A 26134-nucleotide genomic window follows, 5' to 3' on the forward strand; every position below is an offset into this window, starting at 1 on the left:
AACCTCGAATTAACAAGGGAATTCTTTATGCGCGCTAAACTTAACGGACTGGTCGCTGCGGGCCTGTTTACCTGTGCATTGTCCGGCCACGCCGCCGGCCTGGTAACCCCTGACAACGATCTGCGTAACGATCTCGCCTGGTTGTCTGACCGCGGCGTTATCAACGTCAGCCTGTCCACCTGGCCGCTGAGCCAGGAAGAGATCAGTTCCGTTATCGCGCAGGCCAAGCCGGTCACCAATACCGAGAAAAACGTCATCGACCGCGTGCAGCGCCGTGTCGATGCCTTGAAAGCCAACATCCGCGTCAGCGGTTACGCGTCGACGGATAAACCCGGTACCCCGCAGGGCTTCGGCCAAAATGAGTACGCCGACGATCGCCTGACCATCGGCGCCGGCGCCAACGGCGAGTTCTGGGACGTACGTCTGCAGGGTTCGGTGGAAGGCGATCAGCGCGTCAGCGATGGCTCCAAATTCAATATGAACGGCTCCTACGGCGCGGTGAAAATCTGGAACCAGTGGCTCTCCTTCGGCGAAGTTTCCCAATGGTGGGGCCCTGGTTACGACGGCAGCCTGATCCGCTCCGATGCCGCACGCCCGGTCGCGGGCTTTATGCTGCAGCGCGCAGACCAATCGCCGTTTGAAACCCCGTGGCTGTCGTGGATCGGCCGCTGGCAATACCAGCTGAGCGCCGGCCAGCTCTCGCAGTACAGTTCCGTCCCGCACACCAAATTGATCGGTGCCCGCTTCACCATGATGCCGACCGATTTCCTGGAGTTGGGTGCGTCGCGCGTCATGCAGTGGGGTGGTGAGGGCCGACCACAGTCCTGGAGTTCGTTCTGGAAAGGCGTTAGCGGCCGTGATAATGATGATTCCGGCAGAGGTGATGATCCGGGCAACCAGCTCGCCGGTTTCGATTTCAAACTGAAAATGCAGCCGCTGATCGGTATGCCGGTTAGCCTGTATGGTCAATTGGTGGGTGAAGATGAGGCAGGCTATCTGCCATCGCAAAACACCTATCTGCTCGGTTTGGAAGGCCACCCTGAATGGGGCCCGACGACCATCAACTGGTATATCGAAGGGTCAGATACCCGTTCTGATATGAGTCGTAAAAACTACGTCTACAATCACTACGTTTACAGAGGCGGTTATTATCAGCAGGGTTACCCGCTGGGCCATGCCATGGGTGGCGACGGCCAGATGCTGTCCGGCCGCGTAGAGCTGGTGCTGGACGACAGCCAGCGCTGGAGTACCCGCCTGGTATACGCCAAGGTGAACCCGCTGAGCCAAAGCATCAACCAGGCGTTCCCGAAATCCGATACGCTGAAGGGCATTCAGGTCGGCTGGGGTTACACCTTCCCGTCTCAGGTTAAGTTCGATACCAGCCTGTGGTACACCGATAACGATCACAGCACCGCCGATGACGTGGGCGCGGGCGTCAGCTTCGAAGTACCGATCAATCTGTAATTTGTTACAGACGTAAAAAAACCCGCCGCGGCGGGTTTTTTTATTGGCTTCAGCTCAGGCGATTAGCGCCATTCCTTGAAGCGGTTGATCAGCGCATTGGTCGAGCTGTCGTGGCTGCTGATTTTCTCGCTGCCCGCCAGCTCAGGCAGGATGCGGTTAGCCAGCTGTTTGCCCAGCTCCACGCCCCACTGATCGAAGGTGAAGATGTTCAGGATCGCGCCCTGAGTGAAGATTTTGTGCTCGTACAGCGCGATCAGGCTGCCCAGGCTGAACGGGGTGATTTCGCGCAGCAGGATCGAGTTGGTCGGACGGTTGCCTTCAAACACTTTGAACGGCGCCACGTGCTTGACCTGCTCAGGAGTTTTACCCTGCGCCGCGAACTCGGCCTCCACCACTTCCAGCGACTTGCCGAACGCCAGCGCTTCGGTCTGGGCGAAGAAGTTGGACAGCAGTTTGGCGTGGTGATCGCCCAGCGGGTTATGGCTGATGGCCGGCGCGATGAAATCGCACGGCACCAGCTTGGTGCCCTGATGGATCAGCTGGTAGAACGCATGCTGGCCGTTGGTGCCCGGCTCCCCCCAGATGATAGGGCCGGTCTGGTAATCCACCGGATTGCCGTTGCGATCGACGTACTTGCCGTTGGATTCCATGTTGCCTTGCTGGAAGTAAGCGGCAAAACGGTGCATGTACTGATCGTACGGCAGAATGGCTTCGGTTTCGGCGCCGAAGAAGTTGTTGTACCAGATACCGATCAGCGCCAGCAGCACCGGCAGGTTTTTCTCCGCCGGCGTTTCGGCGAAGTGCTTATCCATGGCGTGCGCGCCGCTCAGCAGCTGCTCGAAGTTGTCATAACCGATGGACAGCGCGATCGACAGACCGATCGCCGACCACAGGGAGTAACGGCCCCCTACCCAGTCCCAGAACTCGAACATGTTGTCGGTATCGATGCCGAATTCGGCCACCGCTTTGCCGTTGGTGGACAGCGCGGCGAAGTGCTTGGCTACGTGCTGTTGATCGGCGGCGCTGCTCAGGAACCAGTCGCGCGCGCTGTGGGCGTTGGTCATGGTTTCCTGCGTGGTGAAGGTTTTGGAGGCCACCAGGAACAGCGTGGTTTCCGGGTTCAGCGGCTGCAGCGTTTCGGCGATATGGGTGCCGTCGACGTTGGAGACGAAGTGCATGTTCAGGTGATTTTTATAAGGGCGCAGCGCTTCGGTCACCATGTAAGGGCCGAGATCCGAACCGCCGATGCCGATGTTCACCACGTCGGTGATCGGCTTGCCGGTGTAGCCTTTCCACTCGCCGCCGATGACGCGCGCGCAGAACTGTTTGATCTTGGCCAATACCGCGTTCACTTCCGGCATCACGTCTTTGCCGTCGACCAGGATCGGGCTGTTGCTGCGGTTGCGCAGGGCAATGTGCAGCACCGCGCGATCTTCGGTGCGGTTGATTTTCTCACCGGCGAACATCGATTTGATGGCGCCTTGCAGATCGGTTTCTTTCGCCAGCGCCTGCAGCTTCTCCAGGGTTTCCTGCGTGATACGGTTCTTGGAATAGTCCACCAACATTTGGTCGTTGAAGGTCGCGGAGAACCGGGAGAAACGATCGCTGTCCTGGGCGAACAGGTCGGCGATCCGTACGTCTTTCATCTGTGCATAATGTTGCTGCAGGGCTTGCCAAGCAGCGGTTTGACTAGGATTGATATTTTTCATAGCAACACTCTTAGGCTTGAGAATAAAAATGACGCGTTTGTCCGATTGTAGCCTGTTCGACTGTGATTATGATCTCTTTTCTTGCGATAGGCGCTAACTGTCAACGCATTGCCGCCTCGTTTCAGCTTTCACTCTATACTTTGGGCTAACGGCCTGTTATCGGGGTTGCCGAATTGTCATCAGGCTGTGTCATCGTTGCTTATTTCGTCATTTGAAAGGGATCTCGCTTATGGAATTATCCGCCCCGCTCATGTTGGTGCTTATCGGCCTGGCGTCGCTGCTGGCGCAGTGGCTGGCCTGGCTGCTGCGCCTGCCGGCCATTTTGCCGCTGTTGCTGTTCGGCATCGTGCTCGGCCCGACGGTGCATCTGGTGCAGCCGGATCTGCTGTTCGGCGATCTGCTGTTTCCGCTGGTGTCGCTGTCGGTGGCGATCATCCTGTTCGAGGGGGCGTTGACGCTGCGTTTCGAGGAGATACGCGGCCTCGGCGGCGTGGTACGCAATCTGGTCACCGTCGGCATGCTGGTTACCTTTCTGGTCATCAGCCTCGCCAGCTGGTGGCTGCTGGATTTCCCGCCGGAGCTGGCGACGCTGATCGGCGCGGTGACGGTGGTGACCGGGCCGACGGTGATCGCCCCGCTGATGCGCGTGGTGCGGCCGAACGCCAACATTAACCAGGTGCTGCGCTGGGAAGGGATCGTCATCGATCCGGTCGGCGCCATCTTCACCCTGCTGGTGTTCGAATTCATCGTGCTGAAACAGAATGCGGAGTCCTATACCCACCTGTTTTGGACGCTGGGCGTGACCGCCGCCGTCGGCCTGATCGCCGGCGCGCTGTTCGGCTACCTGCTCGGCCTGGCGCTGCGCCGCGTCTGGCTACCGCGCTACCTGCAGAACCTGGCGGTGCTGGCGATCATGCTGGCCGCCTTCGGCGTTTCCAACGCCATCGCCGACGAATCCGGCCTGCTGACCGTCACGGTGATGGGCATCTGGCTGGCCAACATGCGCGACGTCGATACCAGCGATATTCTGGCGTTCAAAGAGGAGCTGTCGGCGATCCTGATCTCGGCGCTGTTCATCATTCTGGCGGCGCGGCTCGACATCCAGGCGCTGTGGAACATGGGCTGGCCGCTGCTCCTGCTGCTGCTGGCGGTGCAGTTCATCGCCCGGCCGCTGTGCATCGCGGTATCGACCTGGCGCTCTTCCCTGCACTGGCGCGATCGGCTGCTGCTGTGCTGGATCGCCCCGCGCGGCATCGTCGCCGCGGCGGTCAGCTCGCTGTTCGCGCTGACGCTGCAGCGCAGCGGCTATCAGGGCGCGGACCGGCTGGTCACAGTGGTGTTCGCCATCATCATCGGCACCGTGGTGCTACAAAGCCTGACCAGCGGCATGATGGCGCGCTGGCTGCGGGTACAGCAGCAAAAGCCGCGCGGCGTGCTGATCGTCGGCGCCAACAGCGTGGCGCGCATGCTGGCGCAGGCGCTGATCAAGCTGAACGTGCCGGTGATCGTCACCGACAGCAGTTGGGAATACTACCGCCAGGCGCGCATGGACGGCATTCCGGCCTACTATGGCCACGCCTACTCCGAACACGCCGAGAACTATCTCGACCTGAGCAATATCGCCCAGGTGTTGGCGCTGTCGCCCAATCGCCACCAGAACGCGCTGGCGGTCTACCACTTCGGCCATCTCTTCGGTGAGGATCACGTGTTTGCCATCCGTTCGGGGGCGCCGCTGAAAGGGCGCGGCGCCAGCGCGGAAAGTTCGCGTTTCCGCCGACATGAAATTTTATTTAATCAGGAAGCCACCTACGGCCGCCTGAGCAGCCTGCTCGCCAGGGGGGCCACCATCAAGGCGACCAAATTGAACGAAAATTTCGGTTGGCTGGAGTATTTGGAGAAACATCAGGGCGTTATCCCGTTATTCAGCCAAAAGGAAGACGGTTCTCTGCAACCGATTGGCGCCGGTTCCACGCCCGCGATGCCCTGTACGCTTATCGCGCTGGTACAAGATGAAAATCCCTCACCGTCTGTACGTTGACAGAATGGCGATAACCGGCTATTTCTAACAGCCTACTTGCGCACCCGGTGCGCAAGCCAGAAGAGGCGCGTCGCCCAGGTAGAGTGTCAGAGGAGCCGTTTCTCCGTTGACGGCACCCGAGGGGGAGCGACGCCGAGGTACGATAATGGCCGGCCATTATCGTATCGACTACAGGGGCTGAATCCCCTGGGTTGTCACCAGGGGATCGCCCACAGGGCGATCGACAAGGTGGGGCGCTTCTGGGTGTATCGTAGCCTGACCTCTACGCCTGCCCCCTGTTTACCGCTCTCCCCTTGTGCCAAGGCTATGGAATTACAGTGCCCCCAAACGGGCATCCCTGACACGAGGTTTCTAGATGAACCAAGCAGCACCCCAGAATTCCACCGTGGTAGCCAAGTTCGGCGGCACCAGCGTCGCCGACTTTGAAGCCATGAACCGCAGCGCCGACGTCGTGCTGGCCAACCCGCAGGTCCGCCTGGTGGTGTTGTCCGCTTCGGCGAGCGTCACCAACCTGTTGGTCGCCCTGGCCGAGGGTTGCGAGGCCGACAAGCGCAATTACCAGCTTGATGAAATTCGCCGCATCCAGTACGCCATCCTCGATCGCCTCACGGCGCCGGCGGTGATCCGCGAAGAGATCGACCGGCTGCTGGAAAACATCGCCATGCTGTCGGAGGCCGCGTCGCTGGCCACCTCGACGGCGTTGACCGACGAGCTGGTCAGCCATGGGGAGCTGATGTCCACCCTGCTGTTCGTTGAAATCCTGCGCGCCCGCAACGTGCAGGCCGAATGGTTCGACGTGCGCAAAGTGATGCGCACCGACGATCACTTCGGCCGCGCCGTGCCGGACAGCGCCGCGCTCAGCGAACTGGCCCGAGCGCAGTTGCAGCCGCGCCTGCAGGAAGCGCTGGTGGTCACCCAGGGCTTTATCGGCAGCGAGCCGAAAGGCCGCACCACCACGCTCGGCCGCGGCGGCAGCGACTATACCGCCGCGCTGCTCGGCGAGGCGCTCGGCGTTGGCCGGGTGGATATCTGGACCGACGTGCCGGGCATTTACACCACCGATCCGCGCGTGGTGCCGGCGGCCAAGCGCATCGACAAAATCGGTTTCGAAGAGGCGGCGGAAATGGCCACCTTCGGCGCCAAAGTCCTGCACCCCGCCACCCTGCTGCCGGCGGTGCGCAGCGACATTCCGGTATTCGTCGGCTCCAGCAAGGATCCGGCGGCCGGCGGCACGCTGGTGTGCAACACCACCGAAAACCCGCCGCTGTTCCGTGCGCTGGCGCTGCGCCGCAAGCAAACGCTGCTGACGCTGCACAGCCTGAACATGCTGCACGCGCGCGGTTTCCTGGCCGAGGTGTTCAATATTCTGGCGCGCCACAACATCTCCGTCGATCTGATCACCACCTCGGAGGTCAGCATTGCGCTGACCATGGACACCACCGGTGCCACCTCCGTCGGCGGCAGCCTGCTGACCACCTCGCTGCTGACCGAGCTGTCGTCGCTGTGCCGGGTGGAAGTGGAAGAAAACCTGGCGCTGGTGGCGATCATCGGCAACCAGCTGTCGCGCGCCTGCGGCGTAGGCAAAGAGGTGTTCGGCGTGCTCGATCCGTTCAATATCCGCATGATCTGCTACGGTGCCAGCAGCTATAACCTGTGCTTCCTGGTACCGGGCGAAGAAGCCGAGCAGGTGGTGCGCGCCCTGCACCACAACCTGTTCGAATAAGTCATTATCCCTGATTGCGGGCGCAGCACGCTGCGCCCCTGCGTCTAAAAAATTCGTTCAAAACCTGCAGGGGTTCAGCATGTTGAACCCGCAAAAAACACAACCACACCCACCGTTCTCAATCTGGCTAAGGAAAACCTGCATGTTGGCACTCTTCACGCGCTTATTCCCCCTGTGGGCGATACTGCTGTCCGTCACCGCCTATTACACGCCGACCTCCTTTACCGGCATCGGCCCCTACGTCAGCCCGCTGCTGATGCTGATCATGTTCGCCATGGGCGTCACGCTGCGGCTGGACGACTTCAAACGCGTGCTGGCGCGCCCCGGACCGGTGGCGGCCGGCATCTTCCTGCACTATCTGATCATGCCGCTGGCGGCCTGGATCCTGGCGATGCTGTTCCGCATGCCGCCGGATCTGTCCGCCGGCATGGTGCTGGTGGGCAGCGTGGCCAGCGGTACCGCGTCCAACGTAATGATCTACCTGGCCAAGGGTGACGTGGCGCTGTCGGTGACCATCTCAGCGGTCTCGACGCTGGTCGGAGTGTTCGCCACGCCCCTGCTGACCCGCCTGTATGTCGACGCCAAGATCAGCGTCGATATCATGGGCATGCTGCTGAGCATTCTGCAGATCGTGGTGATCCCGATCGGCCTGGGCCTGATCGTCCACCACACCCTGACCAAGGCGGTGAAACGCATTGAGCCGCTGCTGCCGGCGCTGTCGATGGTGTGTATCCTTGCGATCATCAGCGCGGTGGTGGCGGGCAGTCAAAGCCATATCGCCTCGGTCGGTTTGGTGGTGATCGTCGCGGTGATCCTGCACAACGGCATCGGTTTGCTCAGCGGCTACTGGGGCGGCAAGCTGTTCGGCTTCGACGAATCCACCTGCCGCACGCTGGCGATCGAAGTCGGCATGCAGAACTCCGGGCTGGCAGCCACGCTGGGTAAAATCTACTTCTCACCGCTGGCCGCTCTGCCGGGCGCGCTGTTCTCGGTCTGGCACAACCTCTCCGGTTCGCTGCTGGCGGGGTATTGGTCCGGCCGCCCTATCAAGAAAAAATAAACCGCCTGTAGGGACGCAAACAATTGCGTCCCCGTTCTTCTCTGCGAAATTTCGTATTTCCCACTGGTCGGATTGTCATAATTCCTCTCATCCCCTATCATCCGTGAAAAATAAAAATTCAGATTCTTCCTAACCATGCCGATAATGTTGGCAAGAGGAAGAGACGTTCTACTTTTTTTAATTAATTAAGTCACCAGGGTTGCCCACCATAAAAGAAGCAGCCTAATTATTATTTAGATCTATACCCACCGTCTTATTTGCCGCGGCAAATCAAGATACCTCGCAATGTGCATGTCGCTCATTATTTCGGGCCGGCCGTCGGCCGCCCGTGGTTAACCTCATGGATTGGGCGGGCTGCCCCGGCGGCCTCTCATAATGGATTACAATGATAAAAAAAATAACCGCCTTGACGCTGTTGGTCAGCACGGCCCTTTCCGCCGAAACCCTGCCGGACGCCCACATGATGCGGGATATGTCGATGGGGGAGTCGCGCCGTGCGTTGCAAGACAGCACGCGTGAAGTCAACCAGTTGATTGAGCAACGCCGCTACCAGCAGCTGAAGCAGCAACGCTTGCTGGCGGAGCCGGAACCGCCCGCGCCCGCCCTGCCGCAGTCCGCGCAGTGCCTGCCAATCGCCGGCGTTTATCTGCAGGGCGTCACCCTGCTCTCGCCGACCGATTTATCCGCCCTGAGAGCGCTGCCGGAAAACTGCATCAGCAGCAATGATATCAATCGCCTGACCCGCGAATTAACGCGCCTTTATGTGCAAAAAGGCTATATCACCGCGCGCGTGCAAATTGTTCGCCCTAATTCACAGGGAGAATTGGGGTTAAGCGTCACCGAAGGATTTATCGAGAAAATAGAAGGCGGCGATCGCTGGGTCAACAGCCGTTTATTATTTCCGGGGCTGGAAGGCAAGCCGTTGAAATTAACCGAGCTCGACCAGGGATTGGATCAGGCCAACCGTTTGCAATCGAATACCACCAAGCTGGATATATTGCCCGGCCACCAGGTTGGCGGTTCGGTCATTCGTTTGCGCAATCAACATGCCAAGCCCTGGCTGATTACCGCCGGCACGGATAATTACGGCCAAAAAAGCACCGGCCAGTGGCTGGCGCGCACCACCGCCACGCTGGACAGCCCGTTCGGCCTGTCGGACTTCGTCAGCCTGAACGCCAGCAGCACGCTGGAAAACCCGGCTCACCGCTATAACCGCGCCTATACCCTGCTCTATTCGCTGCCGTACGGCGCGTTCACCTTCAGCGGGTTCGCCAGCTTCTCGTCCTATGAGAACCACCAGCAACTGCCGCACAACGTGGTCAAACTGCACGGCCAGACCCAACAGTACGGGCTGCGCAGCGACTATGTGTTTTACCGCGATCACGATCAGATAGACAGCCTGAGCGGCCAGTTGACCTACAAGCGCATCGACAACTACTTCGAAAGCGTGCGCCTCGAAGTCAGCAGCCCCACGCTGACCCTGGCCGAGCTGAGCGCCAGCCACCTGCAGATTCTGCCCAACGGGGTGTTCAGCGCCAACCTCAGCGTCGAACAGGGTCTGCCGTGGTTGGGGGCCGATCGCCACCCGAGCTCGGTGCACCTCGACAGCCAGTTCACCAAGGGCAAGCTGTTCGCCAACCTCAGCCAGCGCCTTCACCTGGGCGAGGCGACCTATCAGCTCAACAACCTGTTCTATGGCCAGTACAGCCGCGACCCGCTGCCCGGCGTGGAATGGCTGAGCCTTACCGATCGCAGCGCCGTGCGCGGCTTTAGCCGCAGCACCCAGTCCGGCGACAACGGCTGGTATCTGCAGAACACGCTGTCGCGCAGCTTCAATCTGGGCGCCACCACGCTGACGCCGCGCCTCGGCGCCGACGTCGGCCGCATTTTGCCGCGCCAGGACAACTCGGGGTGGCGCAGCAGCGCCGGACTGAGCAGCGGCGCCACGTTGCGCTATCGGCAGGCGCTGGTCGATCTCGAGGTCAGCCGCGGCTGGATCTTGTCAAATCACGCCACGCCGGAAGATCCCGTTCAGGTACTGGCGCGCTTTTCTTACACCTTTTAATTAATCAGCAGTTTTGCAGGACCCCACGGCAATATACGGAGAGACATGAATGAAAAATAATAACTTCAGGCTTTCAGCAGCGGGCAAACTGGCCGCCGCGCTGGCGATTATTCTCGCCGCTTCCGCCGGCGCCTATGCCGCGGAGATCGTGGCGGCCAACGGCGCCAACGGCCCCGGCGTTTCCACCGCCGCAACCGGCGCGCAGGTGGTCGATATCGTCGCGCCGAACGGCAACGGGCTGTCGCACAACCAGTATCAGGACTTCAACGTCAACCAGCCCGGCGCGGTGCTGAACAACTCCCGCGAGGCAGGGCTGTCGCAGCTGGCCGGCCAACTGGGCGCCAACCCCAATCTGGGCGGGCGCGAAGCCAGCGTCATCCTCAACGAAGTGATCGGCCGTAACCCTTCTCTGCTGCACGGCCAGCAAGAGATCTTCGGCATGGCGGCCGACTACGTGCTGGCCAACCCGAACGGCATCAGCTGCCAGGGCTGCGGGTTCATCAACACCAGCCGCTCCTCACTGGTGGTCGGCAACCCGCTGGTGGAGAACGGCCTGCTGCAGGGCTACAGCACCCTGGATAACCGCAATACCCTGAGCCTCAACGGTACCCTGAACGCCGGCGGCGTGCTGGATCTGATCGCACCGAAGATAGACAGCCGCGGTGACGTGATCGTACAAGACTTCACCCACCGCAACGGCAGCGTAACCCCGGCGGCGATCAACGCCATCAGCGGCCATAACCGCGTGGCGCGCGACGGCAAGGTGCTGGCCAGCGTGCAGCCGACCACCGCGCTGGACAGCTACTACCTCGGCAGCATGCAGGCCGGGCGCATCAACATCATCAACACCGCGCAGGGCAGCGGCGTGAAGCTGGCGGGCACGCTGGCCGCCCGCGACGATCTCAAGGTGAAGGCCTACGATATTCGCAGCGAAAGCCGCGTTGACGACGCCAGCAGCAACCGCAACGGCGGCGACAACTACCAGAACTACCGCGGCGGCATCTACGTCAACGACCGCAGCAGCAGCCAGAAGCTGACCCGCACCGAGCTGAAAGGCAAGAACATCAGCCTGGTGGCGGATAACCACGCGCACCTCACCGCTACCGATATTCGCGGCGAAGACATCACGCTGCAGGGCGGCAAGCTGACGCTCGACGGCCAGCAGCTGAAACAGACCCAGGGCCACACCGACGACCGCTGGTTCTACTCCTGGCAATACGACGTCACCCGTGAGCGCGAGCAGCAGCAGCAGGCAGGCAGCACCGTCGCCGCCAGCGGCAGCGCCAAACTCGTCAGTACCCGGGAAGACGTGAACCTGTTGGGCGCCAACGTCAGCGCCGATCGGGCGCTGAGCGTCAAGGCGGCGCGCAACGTGCACCTCGCCGGACTGGTGGAGAAGGATAAGTCCACCGAACGCGGCTACCAGCGCAATCACACTTCCAGCCTGCGCACCGGCAGCTGGAGCAGCAGCGACGAAAGCGAAAGCCTGAAGGCCAGCGAACTGCGCAGCCAGGGAGCGCTGACGCTGGAGGCCGGCAACAACGTCGCGACCCAGGGCGCCAAGCTGCACGCCGGCCGCGATTTGACGGTCAATGCCGGCAACCAAATCCAGATCGGGGTGCAGAAAACCGCCAACGCCAAAGCGGTGCGCGATGACAAAACCTCCTGGGGCGGCATCGGCGGCGGCGACAACAAAAACAACAGCAACCGTCGCGAGGTCAGCCACGCCTCCGAACTGACCAGCGACGGCACCCTGCGCCTGAACGGCCAGCAGGGCGTCACCATCACCGGCAGCAAGGCGCGCGGCAAGGAAGGCGGCCTGGTCACCGCCACGCAAGGTGGCCTGCGCATCGACAACGCGCTGAGCACCACCGTGGACAAAATCGACGCGCGCACCGGCACCGCCTTCAACATCACCAGCAGTTCACACAAGGCCGACAACAGCTACCAGAGCAGCACCGCCAGCGAGCTGAAGTCTGATACCAACCTGAAGCTGGTCAGCCGTAAGGATACCGACGTCATCGGCAGCCAGGTCACCAGCGGCGGTGAGCTGAGCGTGACGTCGCAGACCGGCAACATCAACGTCAAGGCCGCCGAACAGCAGCAAAAAATCGATGAGCAGAAGACCGCGCTGACCGTCAATGGCTACGCCAAAGAAGCCGGCGACAAGCAATACCGTGCCGGTTTGCGCATCGAACACACCCGCGACAGCGAAAAAACCACCCGCACCGAAAACCGCGCCTCGACCCTCAGCGGCGGTAGCGTGAAGCTCGAGGCGGAGAAGGACGTGACCTTCAGCGGCTCCAAACTGGTCGCCGACAAAGGCGACGCCAGCGTCAGCGGCAACAAGGTCTCGTTCCTGGCGGCCGACGATAAAACCACCTCGAACACCGAGCAGACCAAGATCGGCGGCGGTTTCTACTACACCGGCGGCATCGACAAGCTCGGCAGCGGCGTGGAAGCCGGCTACGAGAACAGCAAAACGCAGGCGCAGAGCAGCAAGGCGGTCACCTCCGGCAGCGACGTCAAAGGCAACCTGACTGTCAACGCCCGCGACAAGCTGACCCAGCAAGGCGCGCAGCACAGCGTCGGCGGCACCTACCAAGAGAACGCCGCCGGCGTCGATCATTTGGCCGCCGCCGACACCGCCAGCAGCACCACCACCAAAACCGACGTCGGCGTGAACATCGGCGCCAACGTCGATTACAGCGCCGTGACCCGCCCGGTCGAGCGCGCGGTCGGCAAGGCGGCCAAGCTGGACGCCACCGGCGTCATCAACGACATCGGCGGCATCGGCGCGCCTAACGTCGGCCTGGATATCGGCGCACAGGGCGGCAGCAGCGAAAAACGCAGCAGCAGCTCGCAGGCGGTGGTCAGCTCGGTGAAAGCCGGCAGCATCGACATCAACGCCAAAGGCGAAGTGCGCGATCAGGGCACGCAATATCAGGCAAGCAAAGGCGCGGTCACGCTGACGGCGGACAGCCACCGCAGCGAAGCTGCAACGAACCGCCAGGAAGAGCAGAACCGCGATACCCGCGGCAGCGCCGGCGTGCGCGTCTACACCTCCACCGGCAGCGATCTGACCGTAGACGCCAAGGGCGAAGGCGGCACCCAGCGCAGCAACAGCAGCGCCAGCCAGGCGGTGACCGGCTCGATCGACGCGGCCAACGGCATCAACGTCAACGTGAAAAAAGACGCGGTCTATCAGGGTACCGCGCTGAACGGCGGCAGCGGTAAAACCACCGTCGACGCCGGCGGCGATATCCGCTTTGATCAGGCCAGCGACAAACAGAGTGAGAACCACAGCGGCTTTAACGTCAAGGCCTCGGCGAAGGGCGGCTTCACCGCCGACAGTAAAAACTTCGGCGCCGGCTTCGGCGGCGGTACCAACAAAGGCGAAAGCAGCGGCAGTACCGCACAGGTCGGCAACGTCAGCGGCCAACAGGGCGTTGAACTGAAGGCGGGCCGCGATCTGACGCTTAAAGGCACCGACGTCAAAAGCCAGGGCGACATCACCCTGAGCGCGGGCAACAAGGTCGCGCTGCAGGCGGCGGAATCGACCCAAACGCGCAAGGAAAGCCAGCTGTCCGGCAATCTCGATCTGGGCGCCGGCAGCAGCGACAGCAAGGAAAAAACCGGTGGCAGTCTCTCCGCCGGCGGCGCGTTCGACATCGCCAAGGTGAATGAGTCCGCGACCGAACGCCAGGGCGCTAAGCTCGCCTCAGACGGCAAGGTCACCCTGTCCGCCGGCGGCAAAGGCGATGACGCGCTGCATCTGCAGGGCGCCAAGGTCAGCGGCGGCAGCGCCGCGCTCGAGGCGAAAAACGGCGGTATCCTGCTGGAGTCCGCCAAGAACGAGCAGCATAAGGACAACTGGAGCCTGGGCATTAAAGCCAACGCCAAAGGCGGCCAAACGTTCAACAAGGACGCCGCCGGCAAGGTCGATCCGAACACCGGCAAAGACACCCATACGCTGGGCGCCGGTCTGAAGGTCGGCGTGGAACAGCAGGATAAAACCACCCACGCCAACACCGGCATCACCGCGGGCGATGTGGCGCTCAACAGCGGCAAGGACACCCGCCTCGCCGGGGCGCGCGTCGATGCCGACAGCGTACAGGGCAAGGTGGGCGGCGATCTGCACGTTGAAAGCCGCAAAGACGTCGAGAAAGGCGTGAAGGTGGATGTGGATGCCGGTCTGAGCCACAGCAACGATCCGGGCAGCAGTATCACCTCCAAGCTGTCGAAGGTGGGCACGCCGCGCTACGCCGGGAAAGTGAAAGAGAAACTGGACGCCGGGGTGAACAAAGTGGCCGACGCCACCACCGACAAATACAACAGCGTGGCGCGTCGCCTCGATCCGCAGCAGGACACCACCGGCGCGGTCAGCTTCAGCAAAGCCGACGGTAAAGTGACGCTGCCGGAAACGCCGGCCGGCGAGAAACCGCAGGGCCCGCTGTGGGATCGCGGTGCACGCACCGTCGGCGGCGCGGTGAAAGACAGCGTCACCGGGCCGGCGGGCCGCCAGGGGCAGCTCAAGGTCAATGCCGAGGTGGTGAACAACAATGCGGTCGGCGAGCAATCGGCGATTGCCGGTAAGCACGGCGTGGCGCTGCAGGTCGGCGGCCAAACCCAACTCACCGGCGGCGAGATCCGCAGCCAGCAGGGCAAGGTGGAACTGGGCGGTAGCCAGGTCAGCCAGCAGGACGTCAGCGGCCAACGTTATCAGGGCGGCGGCCGCGTCGATGTGGCGGCCACGGTAGGCGGCCTGGCCGCCGGTGCGGCGAAACAGGGCGTTGACGGCAACGTGCCGTTCGCCAGCGGCCATGCCTCAACGAAACAGGCGGACGCCAAAGCCGGCGTGTTCAGCGGCAAATAACGCGCCTCTCCTAGGCAATGCCCCCGGTGAAAACCGGGGGCATTTTTTTACAGCGTGCTTGGGGTGTCTTCCCAGTCGCGATCGTCGTCCTTCGCATCCTGATCCAACACGTTGTAAGCCACCGCGCAAAACAGCGAGTTCAGGCGCTTCATGTCCCCCAACAACCCCAAATGCAGCGAACTGGTCTCGATGCTCTGCACGTTTTGCTGGTGCAGGCGATCGACGTGCGCGTGCGCGTAGCGGCGATCCAGAATGCGGAAGCGGTGCTTGGAACGGCGCAGGCGCTTGGCGCTGGTAACGTCGCCGGACAGGAACACCGACAGCCCCAGACGCAGGTTGCCGATCAGCCGCTCGTGCAGCCCATCCAGCTCCGCCAGCCCTTCCGTCGAGAAGGCCCGGCGCGCGGCGTGCGACTTGGCGCCCACGTCGCCGGCCATGCGTTCGATAATGTCGCCCGCCTGTTCCAGGTTGAGCGCCATTTCGATGATCTCCGCCCAGCGGCGCGAATCTTCCTCGCCCAGATCCTCCTTCTGGATCTGCGCCAGATACAGCTTGATGGCGGTGTACAGCACGTCGACGTCGTCGTCCAGACGCCGCACCTCTTTATCCACCCCTTGCTTGCCGTGCAGCACTTCGCGCTGCAGGATCATCATGTGTTCCACCACGTCGCCCATCCGCAGCGTTTCGCGCGCCGCGTTGGCCAGCGCCAGCGTCGGCGTGTCCAGCGCGCTGGCGTCCAGATGGCGCGGCCTCATGCGCGGATCGTCGGCCGCCACGTCGACGATCAGCCGCTCGCACAGCGTCGCCATCGGCCCGGCCAGCGGGATCATCACCAGGCAGCGGATCAGGTTGTAGAACACGTGGAAATAGATCACCAGTTCTTCGCTGCCGCCAGGCAACTGAGCCATCACATCCGCCAGATAGGCGACGAACGGCAGCACCAGCACGCACCCCACCAGCTTGAACAGCAGGCTGCCGAGCGCTACGCGCCGTCCGGCGGCGTTCTGGCCGCTGGCGTTGATCATCGCCAGCAGGCCGCTGCCGAGGTTGGCGCCGATCACCAGGCAGAGCGCCACCTTCAGCGAAATCACGCCGGACGCGGTCAGGGTGGCGGTCAGCAGCACCGCCGCCAGGCTGGAATAACTGACGATGGCGAACAGCGCGCCAGTCAGGGCGTCCAGCATCACGTCGCCGGTCAGCGACGAGAACAGCACTTTGACCCCGGCCGCCTGGGTGATCGGCGTGGCGGCGGCCACGATCAGCTCCAGCGCCAACACGATCAGCCCAAGGCCGATCAGGACGCGCCCGATCTGGCCGATCCGCATCTGTTTGCGGCTGAGGAACAGGAAGACGCCGACCAGGATCAGCAGCGGCGACAGCCAGGAAAGATCGAAGGTCAGCACGCGCGCCATCAGCGCGGTGCCGACGTCGGCGCCGAGCATGATCACCAGCGCAGGCGCCAGCCCCACCAGCCCCTGAGCGACGAAAGAGGTCACCAGCAGCGCCGTGGCGTTGCTGCTTTGCACCAGCGCGGTCACGCCAATGCCGGAAACGAACGCCAGCGGCTTTTTCTCAACGCTGTCGCTCAACACGCGCCGCAGATTGGCGCCGTAAACCCGCATGATCCCGGTGCGCACGATGTGGGTACCCCACACCAACAGCGCCACGGAGGAAAGCAGGTGAAGAAGGGTCAGCACGGAAGATACGCTCCATTAACGCCCGGCCAAAGGAGGCTGATACCCGATGCCTGTCAGGCGGTGCGGACGGACGGAACGGTTCTGTTCGCCTTAGCCGCAGCCGGTGGGCCAAAAGATGACGGATACAGCGCGCGGTCCCGCCTGCCGGGCGTAGGTCTGGCAGGACAGCGGGCGGGCGGCAGACCGCAGAAAAGAAGGGTTAATGCGGCGGCGGAAAGGCCCCGGCGCCGCGCTGCGAAGTCATGCAACTTCCCGCAATACAACAGGTTCCAAGTGTAGCCCAATTTCCGCGCCGTCGGGCCGCAGGTCGGCCACCGACCGGTTGAGCACGTCAACCAGCAATTCTACACCGCGAACCTGAATCCGATAGCGTACCACATTCCCGAGCAAACTGTGGCCCAGGATCACCCCGCCGATCCCCTGCCCGGCCGGCAACAGGCCGATAGACTCGGGCCGGATCGCCACCTTGCCGGCATAGCTGCGCCCGGTCAGCTGGGCGGCCTGTTCGGCGGTCAGCAGGTTATAGTTGCCGATAAACCCGGCGGCGAAGGCGTCCGCCGGCTGGGTATACAGGGTTTCCGCATCGCCGCTCTGCACGATCTGCCCCTGGTTCATCAGCACGATGCGATCCGACAGGGTCAACGCCTCTTCCTGATCGTGGGTGACGAAGATCGCCGTCAGGTTCAGCTCGCGTTGAATGCGCCGGATCTGCTCGCGCAGGTGTTTGCGGATACGCGCGTCCAGCGCCGACAGCGGTTCGTCGAGCAGCAGCAGCCGCGGGCGGGTGACCAGCGATCGCGCCAGCGCCACGCGCTGACACTGGCCGCCCGACAGCTGATGCGGATAGCGCTTCGCCAGATCGCTCAGCTCCACCAGCGCCAGCACCTCCTGCACCCGCTGGCCGATCTGCCCGGCCGCCAGCTTCTGCATTTTCAACCCGAAGGCCACGTTGCCTTCCACCGTCATATTGGGAAACAGCGCATAGCTTTGGAACACCATGCCGATGCCGCGCTTTTGCGGCGCCAGCGGCACCAGATCCTGGCCCTGCAGCAAAATGTGCCCGCTGTCGACCGGGGTCAGGCCGGCCAGGCAGCGCAGCAGCGTCGATTTGCCGCAGCCGCTCGGCCCCAGCAGGGTGACGAACTCCCCCTCTTCGGCGGTGAAATCGATATCCTGAAACACCTGGGTCTGGCCATAGTGTTTGTTCAGGCGGGTGACGTTGAGATAAGCCATCGGGTTAACCCTTGTTTTTATTCAGCAGGTTCGCCAGCCAGGTGACGAGCAGCACCACGGCGAAATAGGAGATGACCAGCGCGCTGGTGAAATGCCCGCTGCCGTTGCGCATGTTGAACAGGTAGACCTGCAGCGTTTCATACTGGCTGCCCACCAGCAGGTTGGCGAACACGAACTCGCCGATCAGAAACGAGAACGACAGCAGCACGGCGATCGTTCCGCCCTTGCGCAGGTTCGGCAGCACCACCAGCAGCGCCGCCTGCCAGGTGCTGGCGCCGAGCAGGTGCGCGGCGTCCATCAGATCGCGCAGGTTGATCGCCTGCATGTTATTGCTGATGGCGCGGTAGATAAACGGCAGCGCGATGGTGAAATAGCAGCCCACCAAAATCCACGGAGTGCCGAGCAGCGGCAGCGGATCGGCGGCGAACAGCTGCATCAGCCCCACCGCCGACACCACCGGCGGCACGGCGAACGGCAGCAGAATCAGCACGTTCATCACCGCGTCCAGCTTGGGAAAGTAGTAAGCGATCACAAACATCGCCGGCAGGATCACCACCACCGACAGCAGCAGCGTGCCGAAGCAGATCAACAGCGAGTGCCACAGCGCCTGCAAAAAGCGCGGGTCGCTCCACAGCGCCGTCAGCCACTTCAGGGTAAAACCGTCCGGCAAAATGGTGGCGCCCCACTGGGTGGCCAGCGCATAAATCAGCGTCGCCGCCAGCGGCAACAGCAGGATCAGCAGCAGCAGGCCGGTCACCGTGCGATGGTACAAGCGTTCAGCACGCGACATGAGCATTCTCCATCCGATTATGAGCGCGCATTGAGGTAGCTCCTGCGCAGCATCCATTGGTGGATCACCGTGATAAACGCCATCATCACCACCAGTAGCATCGCCAGCGCGCTGGCCAGGTTCGGATCGAGGGAGATGTCCCCCGCCACCAGCGCCGAGATACGGATCGGGATCACGTTGAAGTTGCCGGTGGTCAGCGCGTAGACCGTAGCGTAGGCGCCCAGCGCGTTAGCCAGCAGAATGACGAAGGTGCCCATCAGCGCCGGCGCCAGCACCGGCAGGCCGATATGCCGCCAGTAGCGCCAGGGGCCGGCGCCGAGCAGCGCCGCCGACTCGCGCCAATCGGCGCGCAGCGCGTCGAACGCCGGATACAGCAACAGCACCCCCAGTGGGATCTGGAAGTAGGTATACAGCACGATCAGGCCGCTCTTCGAATAGAGGTTGAAACTCTCCATCAGACCGTATTTGCGCAGCAGCAGCGTCAGGCAACCGTTCAGCCCCAGCAGGATGACGAAGGCAAACGCCAGCGGCACCCCGGCGAAGTTGCTGGTCATGTTGGTGAACGACATCACGAAGTCATGAAATCGGGTCTGGCCGAGCTGGCGCAGCGAGTAACTGCCCACTAACGCAATCAGCAAGCCGTAGACGCTCGACCACAGCGAGATCTCCAGCGAGAACTGAAAGGCCTGCAGGTAGAACGGCGAGGTGAGGATATCGACATAGTTGCCCCATCCCCAGCCGCTGCTCTCACTGAAAAAGCTGTGAACGGCGATCCACACCAGCGGGGCGATCTGAAACGCGCCGAACAGCACGATAAACGGCAGCAGGCACAACGCGGCGATCCATTTGGTTTTGCCGTTCATCGCGCATCCTGCGCCAGCAGCGCCCGGCAGCGCGGCTTGTCGTGCGGTGCCTGCAGCAGATCGCAAATCGTGCCGCACAGCTCGGTTTGCTGCGGATCGGCGTCGTCCAGGCTGAAGCCCGTGCCGAACACGAACAGCGGCACCTGGCGCTCTTCCGGCAACACACCGCCGTGGCTGCGATCGTCGTTCATGCCATGGTCGGCAGTGACCAGCACCTGATAACCGGCGGCCAGCCACTCGGGCAGATAGCGCGACAGCGAACCGTCGGCGCGGCGTGCCGCATTGCGGTACTGCGGCGAAGAGAGGCCGAAGCGGTGCCCGGCATCGTCGATGTTCATCGGATGGACCAGCAGAAAGTCCGGCTGATGACGCAGGCGCAAGCTTTCGGCGTCGTCGAACAGATGGCTGTCGGGATAGCCGTCGTCGTAATAGAAATGCCCGTGCTGGATCGGCAGCTCAGGCGCGTCGGTATGGCGGTCGCGCGCGGCGTCGAACGGCGTGCGGTTATACAATTCGCTGAACCAATGATACGCGGCGGCGGCGGTGGTCAGCCCGGCGGCGCGCGCGTAATGAAACACGCTTTGTTGATGAGAAAGGCGCGAGACGTGGTTGTGCACCACGCCGCTCTCCACCGGCGTGACGCCGGTGAGGATGCATTCATACAGCGGCCGGGAGAGCGAGGGCAGCTCGCTCTCCAGCAGGTACAACCGTCCGCGTCCCGCCGCGCATTCGGCCTGCAGATAGCCCATGGCGTCGTGCGCCACCCGGTAGTTGAGGCCGTCCAGCAGCACGAGGATCGTTTTCATGGTGCGTTAACTCACTGCTGCATAAACATAATGACGTTTTCCTGCCACAGACGCGGCAGCGCTTTGGCGCTCTGTTCCCAGGCCGCCGGATCGGCGATCGGGTGCGCGTTCTTGTACTGCTCGGCCGGCAGCAGCTTGGCTTTGACGTCGTCCGGCAGCGTCAGATGTTCGGCGCGGATCGGGCGGGCATAGCCGCGCGCCAGGTTGATCTGGCCAGCGTCGGAGAAGATGTATTCGCGCGCCAGCTTGGCGGCGTTCGGGTGCTTGGCGTATTTGTTGATGATGGTGGTGTAGCCGGAGGTGATCGAGCCGTCCGACGGGATCAGCACTTCAAAGCGGGTTTTGTCGATCTGGTCGCGGTAGTTCAGGCCGTTGAAGTCCCACACCACGCCGACCTGCACTTCCCCTTTCTCCAGCGATGCGATCACCGGGTTACTCAGGCTCAGGCGGCCGGCCTTGGCCAGCTTGCCGAAGAATTCCAGGCCCGGCTTGAGGTTTTTCTCGTTACCGCCCATGGCGTAGGTGGCCGCCAGCACGCCGCTGGCCGCCTGCGACGCAGTGCCGACGTCGCCGATGGTGACCTGATAGCTGCCCTTCAGCAGATCGGCCCAGCTGTGCGGGATATCTTTCACCTGCTGTTTATTGATGATGAAGGCGATGGTGCCGGTGTAAGCCAGCGCCCAGTGGCCGTCTTTGTCTTTCGCCCAGTCCGGCACCTGATCCCAGGTGGAGGGTTTGTACGGCTGCGTTACGCCCTTCTGCACCGCCACCGGGCCGAAGGCCGCGCCGACGTCACCGATGTCCGCCGTGGCGTTGTTCTTTTCCGCATCGAATTTGGCGATCTCCTGTGCGGAGCTCATGTCGGTATCGACATGCTTCAGGCCGTATTTGCTCAACAGATCTTGCCAGGTGCCTTTCCAGTTGGCCCAGCTGTCCGGCATGCCGACGCTGTTGACTTCGCCTTCTTTTTTAGCGGCCTGCTCCAGCGCCGCCAGATCGGTATCCGCGGCCCAGCTCATCTGGCTGGATAACACGATGGCACTGGTTAACACAGAAGCGCACAAACGTTTCATAACTGATGCTCCAGGTGGTAGTGTGGGGATGGCTGGACTAGTCCAGCAAGGACCAAACCAATCTAACGGACGAATGTGATAATTATATGTCAGCTTAAAAAAGCGACAGTTTTATCACCCATTGCAACGGCGAAAACGCGACGCTGGTCTACCTTAAGGGAGGCCAAACGCACTGAAACGGGACACCCGCTGTATGAGTGAAGCACCGACGACCGTAGCGACCATCTGCCAAACGCTGAACGCCCGCATCACCGCAGGCGAGTTTGCCGTGGGCGGCAAGCTGCCCTCCGAACGCGCCCTGAGCGAACAGTTCGCCACCACCCGCATTACCTTGCAGGAGGCGCTCGGTCAGCTGGAGGCGCAGGGCGTCATCTACCGCCAGGTGCGGCGCGGCTGGTTCATCTCGCCCCCGCGTCTTATCTACAACCCGCTGCAGCGCAGCCATTTTCACGCCATGGCGCAGCAGCAGGGGCGCGCCGCCCATACCGAGGCGATCGACAGCGCGCTAGTCACGCTCGACGCGCCGCTGGCCGGCCGCCTGGCGCTGCCCCCCGGCGCCGAGGCCTATCGCATTCGCCGGCTGCGCTATATCGACGGGCGCGCGGTGCTGTACTGCGAGCACTACCTCAACCCGGCCTATTTCCCCGGCATTCTGGAGGAAGACCTGACCCAGTCGCTGACCGCGCTGTACGCCGCGCGCTACGGCATCCACTACGGGCGGGTGCGTTTCGACATGCTGCCCACCCTGCTGCCGCAGCAGGCCGCCGCCATGCTGAAGGTGACCTACGGCAGCCCGGCGCTGTTCATTACGCGGGTGAACCGCGATCAGCACGACCGGGTGATCGATTGCGACCTGGAGTATTGGCGTTACGATGCGCTGCACATCGACGTGGAAGCGCAGTAAATGACAAGGGCGCATCGCTGCGCCCTTAAAGAGGAAATCAGTCGGCGTCGTAGCCGAGGTTAGGCGCCAGCCAGCGTTCGACCTCGCTCACGCTCATCCCTTTACGCACCGCGTAGTCTTCCACCTGATCGCGCTGGATCTGCGCCACCGCGAAGTACTTGCTTTCAGGATGGCTGAAGTACCACCCGGACACCGCCGCCCCCGGCCACATGGCGAAGGACTCCGTCAGCTCCATGCCGGTGTGGCGGTTGACGTCCAGCAGCTGCCAGATGGTCGCTTTTTCGGTGTGCTCCGGGCAGGCCGGGTAACCCGGTGCCGGCCGGATGCCCTGATAGTTTTCGCGGATCAGCTCTTCGTTGCTCAGGCTCTCGTCGGCGGCATAGCCCCAGTGCAGCTTGCGCACCTGCTCATGCAGGTATTCGGCGAAGGCCTCCGCCAAGCGATCCGCCAGCGCTTTGGCCATGATTTTGTTGTAATCGTCGTGCTGCGCGTCGTAGGCCGCCGCCAACGCGTCCTCCTCCAGCCCGCCGGTCACCGCGAAGGCGCCGAAGTAGTCGGCCTTGCCGCTGCTTTTCGGCGCCACGAAGTCCGCCAGGCAGTAGTTCGGGAAGTCGGTTTTTTCCGTCTGCTGGCGCAGATGGCGGCTCACCGCCAGCACCTCGTCACGCCGTTCGTCGCGGTATACTTCCACGTCGTCGCCGACGCGGTTGGCCGGGAACAGGCCGTAAACGCCGCGCGGGTTGAGGCTGCGCTCGGCGGCCAGCCGATCCAGCATCTGATTGGCGTCGTGGAACAGGCGCTTGGCCTCTTCCCCCACCACCTCGTCTTCCAGGATGCGCGGGTATTTGCCCGCCAGCGACCAGGTCATGAAGAACGGCGTCCAGTCGATGTAGTGGCGCAGCGTCTCGATGCCGGCCGCCACCGGGAACACGCCGAGCTGCCGCGGCGCCGGCGGCTGATAATCGGCCCAGTCCAGCGCCATGGCGTTGGCACGCGCCTTCTGCAAATCGACCGGCGGCGTGCGCGGCTTTTTACGCGCATGCTGAATGCGCACCGTTTCATACTCTTTGCGGGTGCGCGCCACAAACTCGTCGCGCTGGGTGGCGGACAGCAGCGCCGACACCACGCCCACGGTGCGCGAGGCGTTTTGCACGTAGGTGGTCGGGCCGCTGTAGTTCTGCTCGATTTTCACCGCGGTGTGCGCCTTGGAGGTGGTGGCGCCGCCGATCAGCAGCGGCAACGTAAAGCCCTGGCGCTCCATCTCTTTCGCCACGTTGACCATCTCGTCGAGCGACGGCGTGATCAGCCCAGACAGGCCGATGATGTCCACGTTCTCCTCGCGCGCGGTGCGCAGGATTTTCTCCGTCGGCACCATCACGCCGAGATCGACGATTTCATAGTTGTTGCACTGCAGCACCACGCCGACGATGTTCTTGCCGATGTCATGCACGTCGCCCTTCACCGTCGCCAACAGGATTTTCCCCGCAGAGGTGCCCTGTTGCTTGCTGGCCTCGATGTACGGTTCCAGGTAGGCCACCGCCTGCTTCATCACGCGGGCGGATTTCACCACCTGCGGCAGGAACATCTTGCCCTCGCCGAACAGATCGCCGACCACGTTCATCCCCGCCATCAGCGGCCCTTCGATCACTTCGATCGGGCGTTCGGCCTGCTGCCGCGCTTCTTCGGTGTCCAGCTCGATAAACTCGGTGATACCCTTCACCAGCGAATACTCGAGCCGTTTCTCCACCGGCCAGCCGCGCCACTCCGCCTGCTGTACCGCCGCTTCGCCGTCTTTGCTGCCGCGGTACTTTTCCGCCAGCTCCAGCAGGCGTTCGGTGCCGTCTTCGCGACGGTTGAGGATCACGTCCTCTACCGCCTCGCGCAGCTCGGTAGGCAGATCGTCATAAATCGCCAGTTGCCCGGCGTTGACGATGCCCATGTCCATGCCGTTGCGAATGGCGTGATACAGGAACACCGCGTGGATCGCTTCACGCACCGGATCGTTGCCGCGGAACGAGAACGACACGTTAGACACACCGCCGGAGATCATCGCGTGCGGCAGGTGGGTTTTGATGTCGGCGCAGGCTTCGATAAAGTCGACGGCGTAGTTGTTGTGCTCTTCGATGCCGGTAGCGACGGCGAAAATGTTCGGGTCGAAAATGATGTCTTCCGGCGGGAAGCCGACGCGCTCGGTCAGAATGTTATAGGCGCGGCGGCAGATCTCGAACTTGCGCTCGCGGGTGTCCGCCTGCCCCACTTCGTCGAACGCCATCACTACCACCGCGGCACCGTAGCGGCGCACCAGTTTGGCGTGATGGATAAAGGCCTCTTCGCCCTCCTTCATCGAGATCGAGTTGACGATGCCCTTGCCCTGAATGCACTTCAGGCCTTTCTCGATAACGGACCACTTGGAGGAGTCGATCATGATCGGCACCCGGGCGATATCCGGCTCGCCGGCGATCAGGTTAAGGAAGCGCACCATCGCCGCTTCGGCGTCGAGCATCCCCTCATCCATGTTGATGTCGATGATCTGCGCGCCGCTCTCGACCTGCTGGCGCGCCACGTCGAGCGCCTCGCTGTATTTCTCTTCTTTGATCAGGCGTTTGAATCGCGCCGAACCGGTGACGTTGGTGCGCTCGCCGACGTTGACGAACAGGGTGTTGGCGTCGATGGTCAGCGGCTCCAGGCCCGCCAGGCGGCAGGCGACCGGGATCTCCGGCAGCCGGCGCGGCAGCACGCCCTCCACCGCGTTGGCCATCGCGGCGATATGTTCCGGCGTGGTGCCGCAGCAGCCGCCGATGATATTGAGGAAGCCGGCCTGCGCCCACTCCCCGACCTGGCGCGCCATCTCGGCCGCATCCAGATCGTACTCGCCGAAGGCGTTCGGCAAACCGGCGTTCGGGTGCGCGGTGACGTAGGTCTCCGAAATGCGCGCCAGCTCGGCGACGTACTGACGCAGTTCGTCCGGGCCCAGGGCGCAGTTCAGGCCGAAGGTCAGCGGCTTAACGTGGCGCAGCGAATTGTAAAACGCTTCGGTCGTCTGGCCGGACAAGGTGCGGCCGGAGGCGTCGGTGATGGTGCCGGAAATCATGATCGGCAGTTCCACCCCCAGCGCTTCGAATTCGGTTTCCACCGCAAAAGCGGCGGCCTTGGCATTCAGGGTGTCGAAGATGGTTTCGATCATGATCAGATCGACGCCGCCCTCCACCAGCGCGCGGGTCGATTCGCGGTAAGCCGCCACCAGCTCATCGAACGAGATGTTGCGGAACGCCGGATCGTTGACGTTCGGCGAGATGGACGCGGTGCGGTTGGTCGGCCCCAGCACCCCGGCGACGTAGCGCGGTTTTTCCGGCGTGCGCGCCGTCCACTCATCGGCGCAGGCGCGCGCCAGACAGGCGGCCTGATAGTTAATCTCGGCGGACAGCGACTCCATGTGGTAGTCGGCCATGGCGATGGAGGTGGAGTTGAAAGTATTGGTCTCAAGGATATCGGCGCCCGCCTCGAGATAGGCGTAATGAATGGCGGTGATCACTTCCGGCTTGGTCAGCACCAGCAGATCGTTATTGCCTTTCAGATCGCTGCGCCAGTCGGCGAAACGCTCACCGCGGAAATCGCGCTCGTCCAGACGGTAGCTCTGGATCATGGTACCCATGCCGCCGTCCAACACCAAAATGCGCTGCGCTAACTGGCGGCGCAGTTGTTCTACTCGATTCGTCACTGTAACCCCTTCCATTGCCATCCAGCCCATCGCTCAACTGCCGCAAAAACCAACGAGTCATCCTAGCACAGCTTGTAGGGACAAAGGGCCGGGCGACAATTGAGAGTTTTTCAGG

General features: G+C 62.6%; 15 protein-coding genes and 1 riboswitch. Of the genes, 7 read left to right on the plus strand and 8 right to left on the minus strand.

From position 1 onward, the window contains the following. Positions 1-27: 27 nt before the first annotated feature. A complete protein-coding gene (locus tag WCL58_RS24290) occupies positions 28-1464 on the plus strand; it encodes a capsule assembly Wzi family protein (RefSeq protein ID WP_336851711.1) in 1437 nt (478 codons plus the stop codon). A 62-nt stretch (positions 1465-1526) separates the two neighbouring features. On the opposite strand, the gene pgi is transcribed toward WCL58_RS24290, so the two are convergent. Beyond that, on the minus strand, positions 1527-3173 hold the full coding sequence (gene pgi, locus WCL58_RS24295) for a glucose-6-phosphate isomerase (RefSeq protein ID WP_033639258.1): 1647 nt from the start codon (positions 3171-3173) through the stop codon (positions 1527-1529). 229 nt (positions 3174-3402) lie between these two features. Here pgi and WCL58_RS24300 point away from each other — a divergent pair, with 229 nt between their 5' ends. From WCL58_RS24300 to WCL58_RS24320, 5 genes are all read left to right on the plus strand, one after another. Then, positions 3403-5211 (plus strand): cation:proton antiporter, encoded by a 1809-nt coding sequence (locus WCL58_RS24300; protein ID WP_336851712.1) that lies wholly within the window; start codon positions 3403-3405, stop codon positions 5209-5211. 52 nt (positions 5212-5263) lie between these two features. After that, positions 5264-5458: riboswitch (Lysine riboswitch) on the plus strand. A gap of 108 nt (positions 5459-5566) precedes the next feature. Further along, the gene (gene lysC / locus WCL58_RS24305; protein WP_336851713.1) at positions 5567-6934 is read left to right on the plus strand and encodes a lysine-sensitive aspartokinase 3; all 1368 of its coding nucleotides are present in this window, start codon (positions 5567-5569) and stop codon (positions 6932-6934) included. Positions 6935-7076: 142 nt separating this feature from the next. Continuing rightward, the gene (gene panS / locus WCL58_RS24310; RefSeq protein ID WP_049201525.1) at positions 7077-7994 is read left to right on the plus strand and encodes a ketopantoate/pantoate/pantothenate transporter PanS; all 918 of its coding nucleotides are present in this window, start codon (positions 7077-7079) and stop codon (positions 7992-7994) included. A 385-nt stretch (positions 7995-8379) separates the two neighbouring features. Further along, positions 8380-10059: a ShlB/FhaC/HecB family hemolysin secretion/activation protein gene (locus tag WCL58_RS24315; RefSeq protein WP_336851714.1), complete on the plus strand. Its 1680-nt coding sequence runs from the start codon at positions 8380-8382 to the stop codon at positions 10057-10059. Positions 10060-10108: 49 nt separating this feature from the next. Then, complete coding sequence (locus tag WCL58_RS24320; protein ID WP_336851715.1) at positions 10109-14935, plus strand: hemagglutinin repeat-containing protein; 4827 nt, start codon at positions 10109-10111, stop codon at positions 14933-14935. A gap of 47 nt (positions 14936-14982) precedes the next feature. Here WCL58_RS24320 and WCL58_RS24325 read toward each other — a convergent pair whose 3' ends face one another. From WCL58_RS24325 to WCL58_RS24350, 6 genes are all read right to left on the minus strand, one after another. Continuing rightward, the gene (locus WCL58_RS24325; RefSeq protein ID WP_049201530.1) at positions 14983-16632 is read right to left on the minus strand and encodes a Na/Pi cotransporter family protein; all 1650 of its coding nucleotides are present in this window, start codon (positions 16630-16632) and stop codon (positions 14983-14985) included. A 240-nt stretch (positions 16633-16872) separates the two neighbouring features. Beyond that, entirely contained in the window at positions 16873-17865 is a 993-nt protein-coding gene (locus tag WCL58_RS24330) for an ABC transporter ATP-binding protein (RefSeq protein WP_087762604.1), read from the minus strand. Between the two features lie 4 nt (positions 17866-17869). After that, positions 17870-18655: an ABC transporter permease gene (locus tag WCL58_RS24335; protein WP_049201534.1), complete on the minus strand. Its 786-nt coding sequence runs from the start codon at positions 18653-18655 to the stop codon at positions 17870-17872. A gap of 17 nt (positions 18656-18672) precedes the next feature. Continuing rightward, positions 18673-19518: an ABC transporter permease gene (locus WCL58_RS24340; protein ID WP_039569690.1), complete on the minus strand. Its 846-nt coding sequence runs from the start codon at positions 19516-19518 to the stop codon at positions 18673-18675. Beyond that, positions 19515-20324: an alkaline phosphatase family protein gene (locus WCL58_RS24345; protein WP_038874364.1), complete on the minus strand. Its 810-nt coding sequence runs from the start codon at positions 20322-20324 to the stop codon at positions 19515-19517. Before WCL58_RS24345 ends, WCL58_RS24340 begins: the two co-directional genes overlap by 4 nt. Positions 20325-20335: 11 nt before the next feature. Continuing rightward, a complete protein-coding gene (locus WCL58_RS24350) occupies positions 20336-21397 on the minus strand; it encodes an ABC transporter substrate-binding protein (protein WP_004936660.1) in 1062 nt (353 codons plus the stop codon). Positions 21398-21590: 193 nt separating this feature from the next. Here WCL58_RS24350 and WCL58_RS24355 point away from each other — a divergent pair, with 193 nt between their 5' ends. Continuing rightward, entirely contained in the window at positions 21591-22301 is a 711-nt protein-coding gene (locus tag WCL58_RS24355) for a UTRA domain-containing protein (RefSeq protein WP_060425131.1), read from the plus strand. A gap of 37 nt (positions 22302-22338) precedes the next feature. Here the strand turns inward: WCL58_RS24355 and metH are convergent, their stop codons facing one another. After that, the gene (metH, locus tag WCL58_RS24360) at positions 22339-26034 is read right to left on the minus strand and encodes a methionine synthase (RefSeq protein ID WP_336851716.1); all 3696 of its coding nucleotides are present in this window, start codon (positions 26032-26034) and stop codon (positions 22339-22341) included. Positions 26035-26134: the final 100 nt, after the last annotated feature.

It is taken from the genome of Serratia sp. TMDUHS_CL, assembly GCF_037137105.1.
Lineage (GTDB): Bacteria > Pseudomonadota > Gammaproteobacteria > Enterobacterales > Enterobacteriaceae > Serratia > Serratia nevei.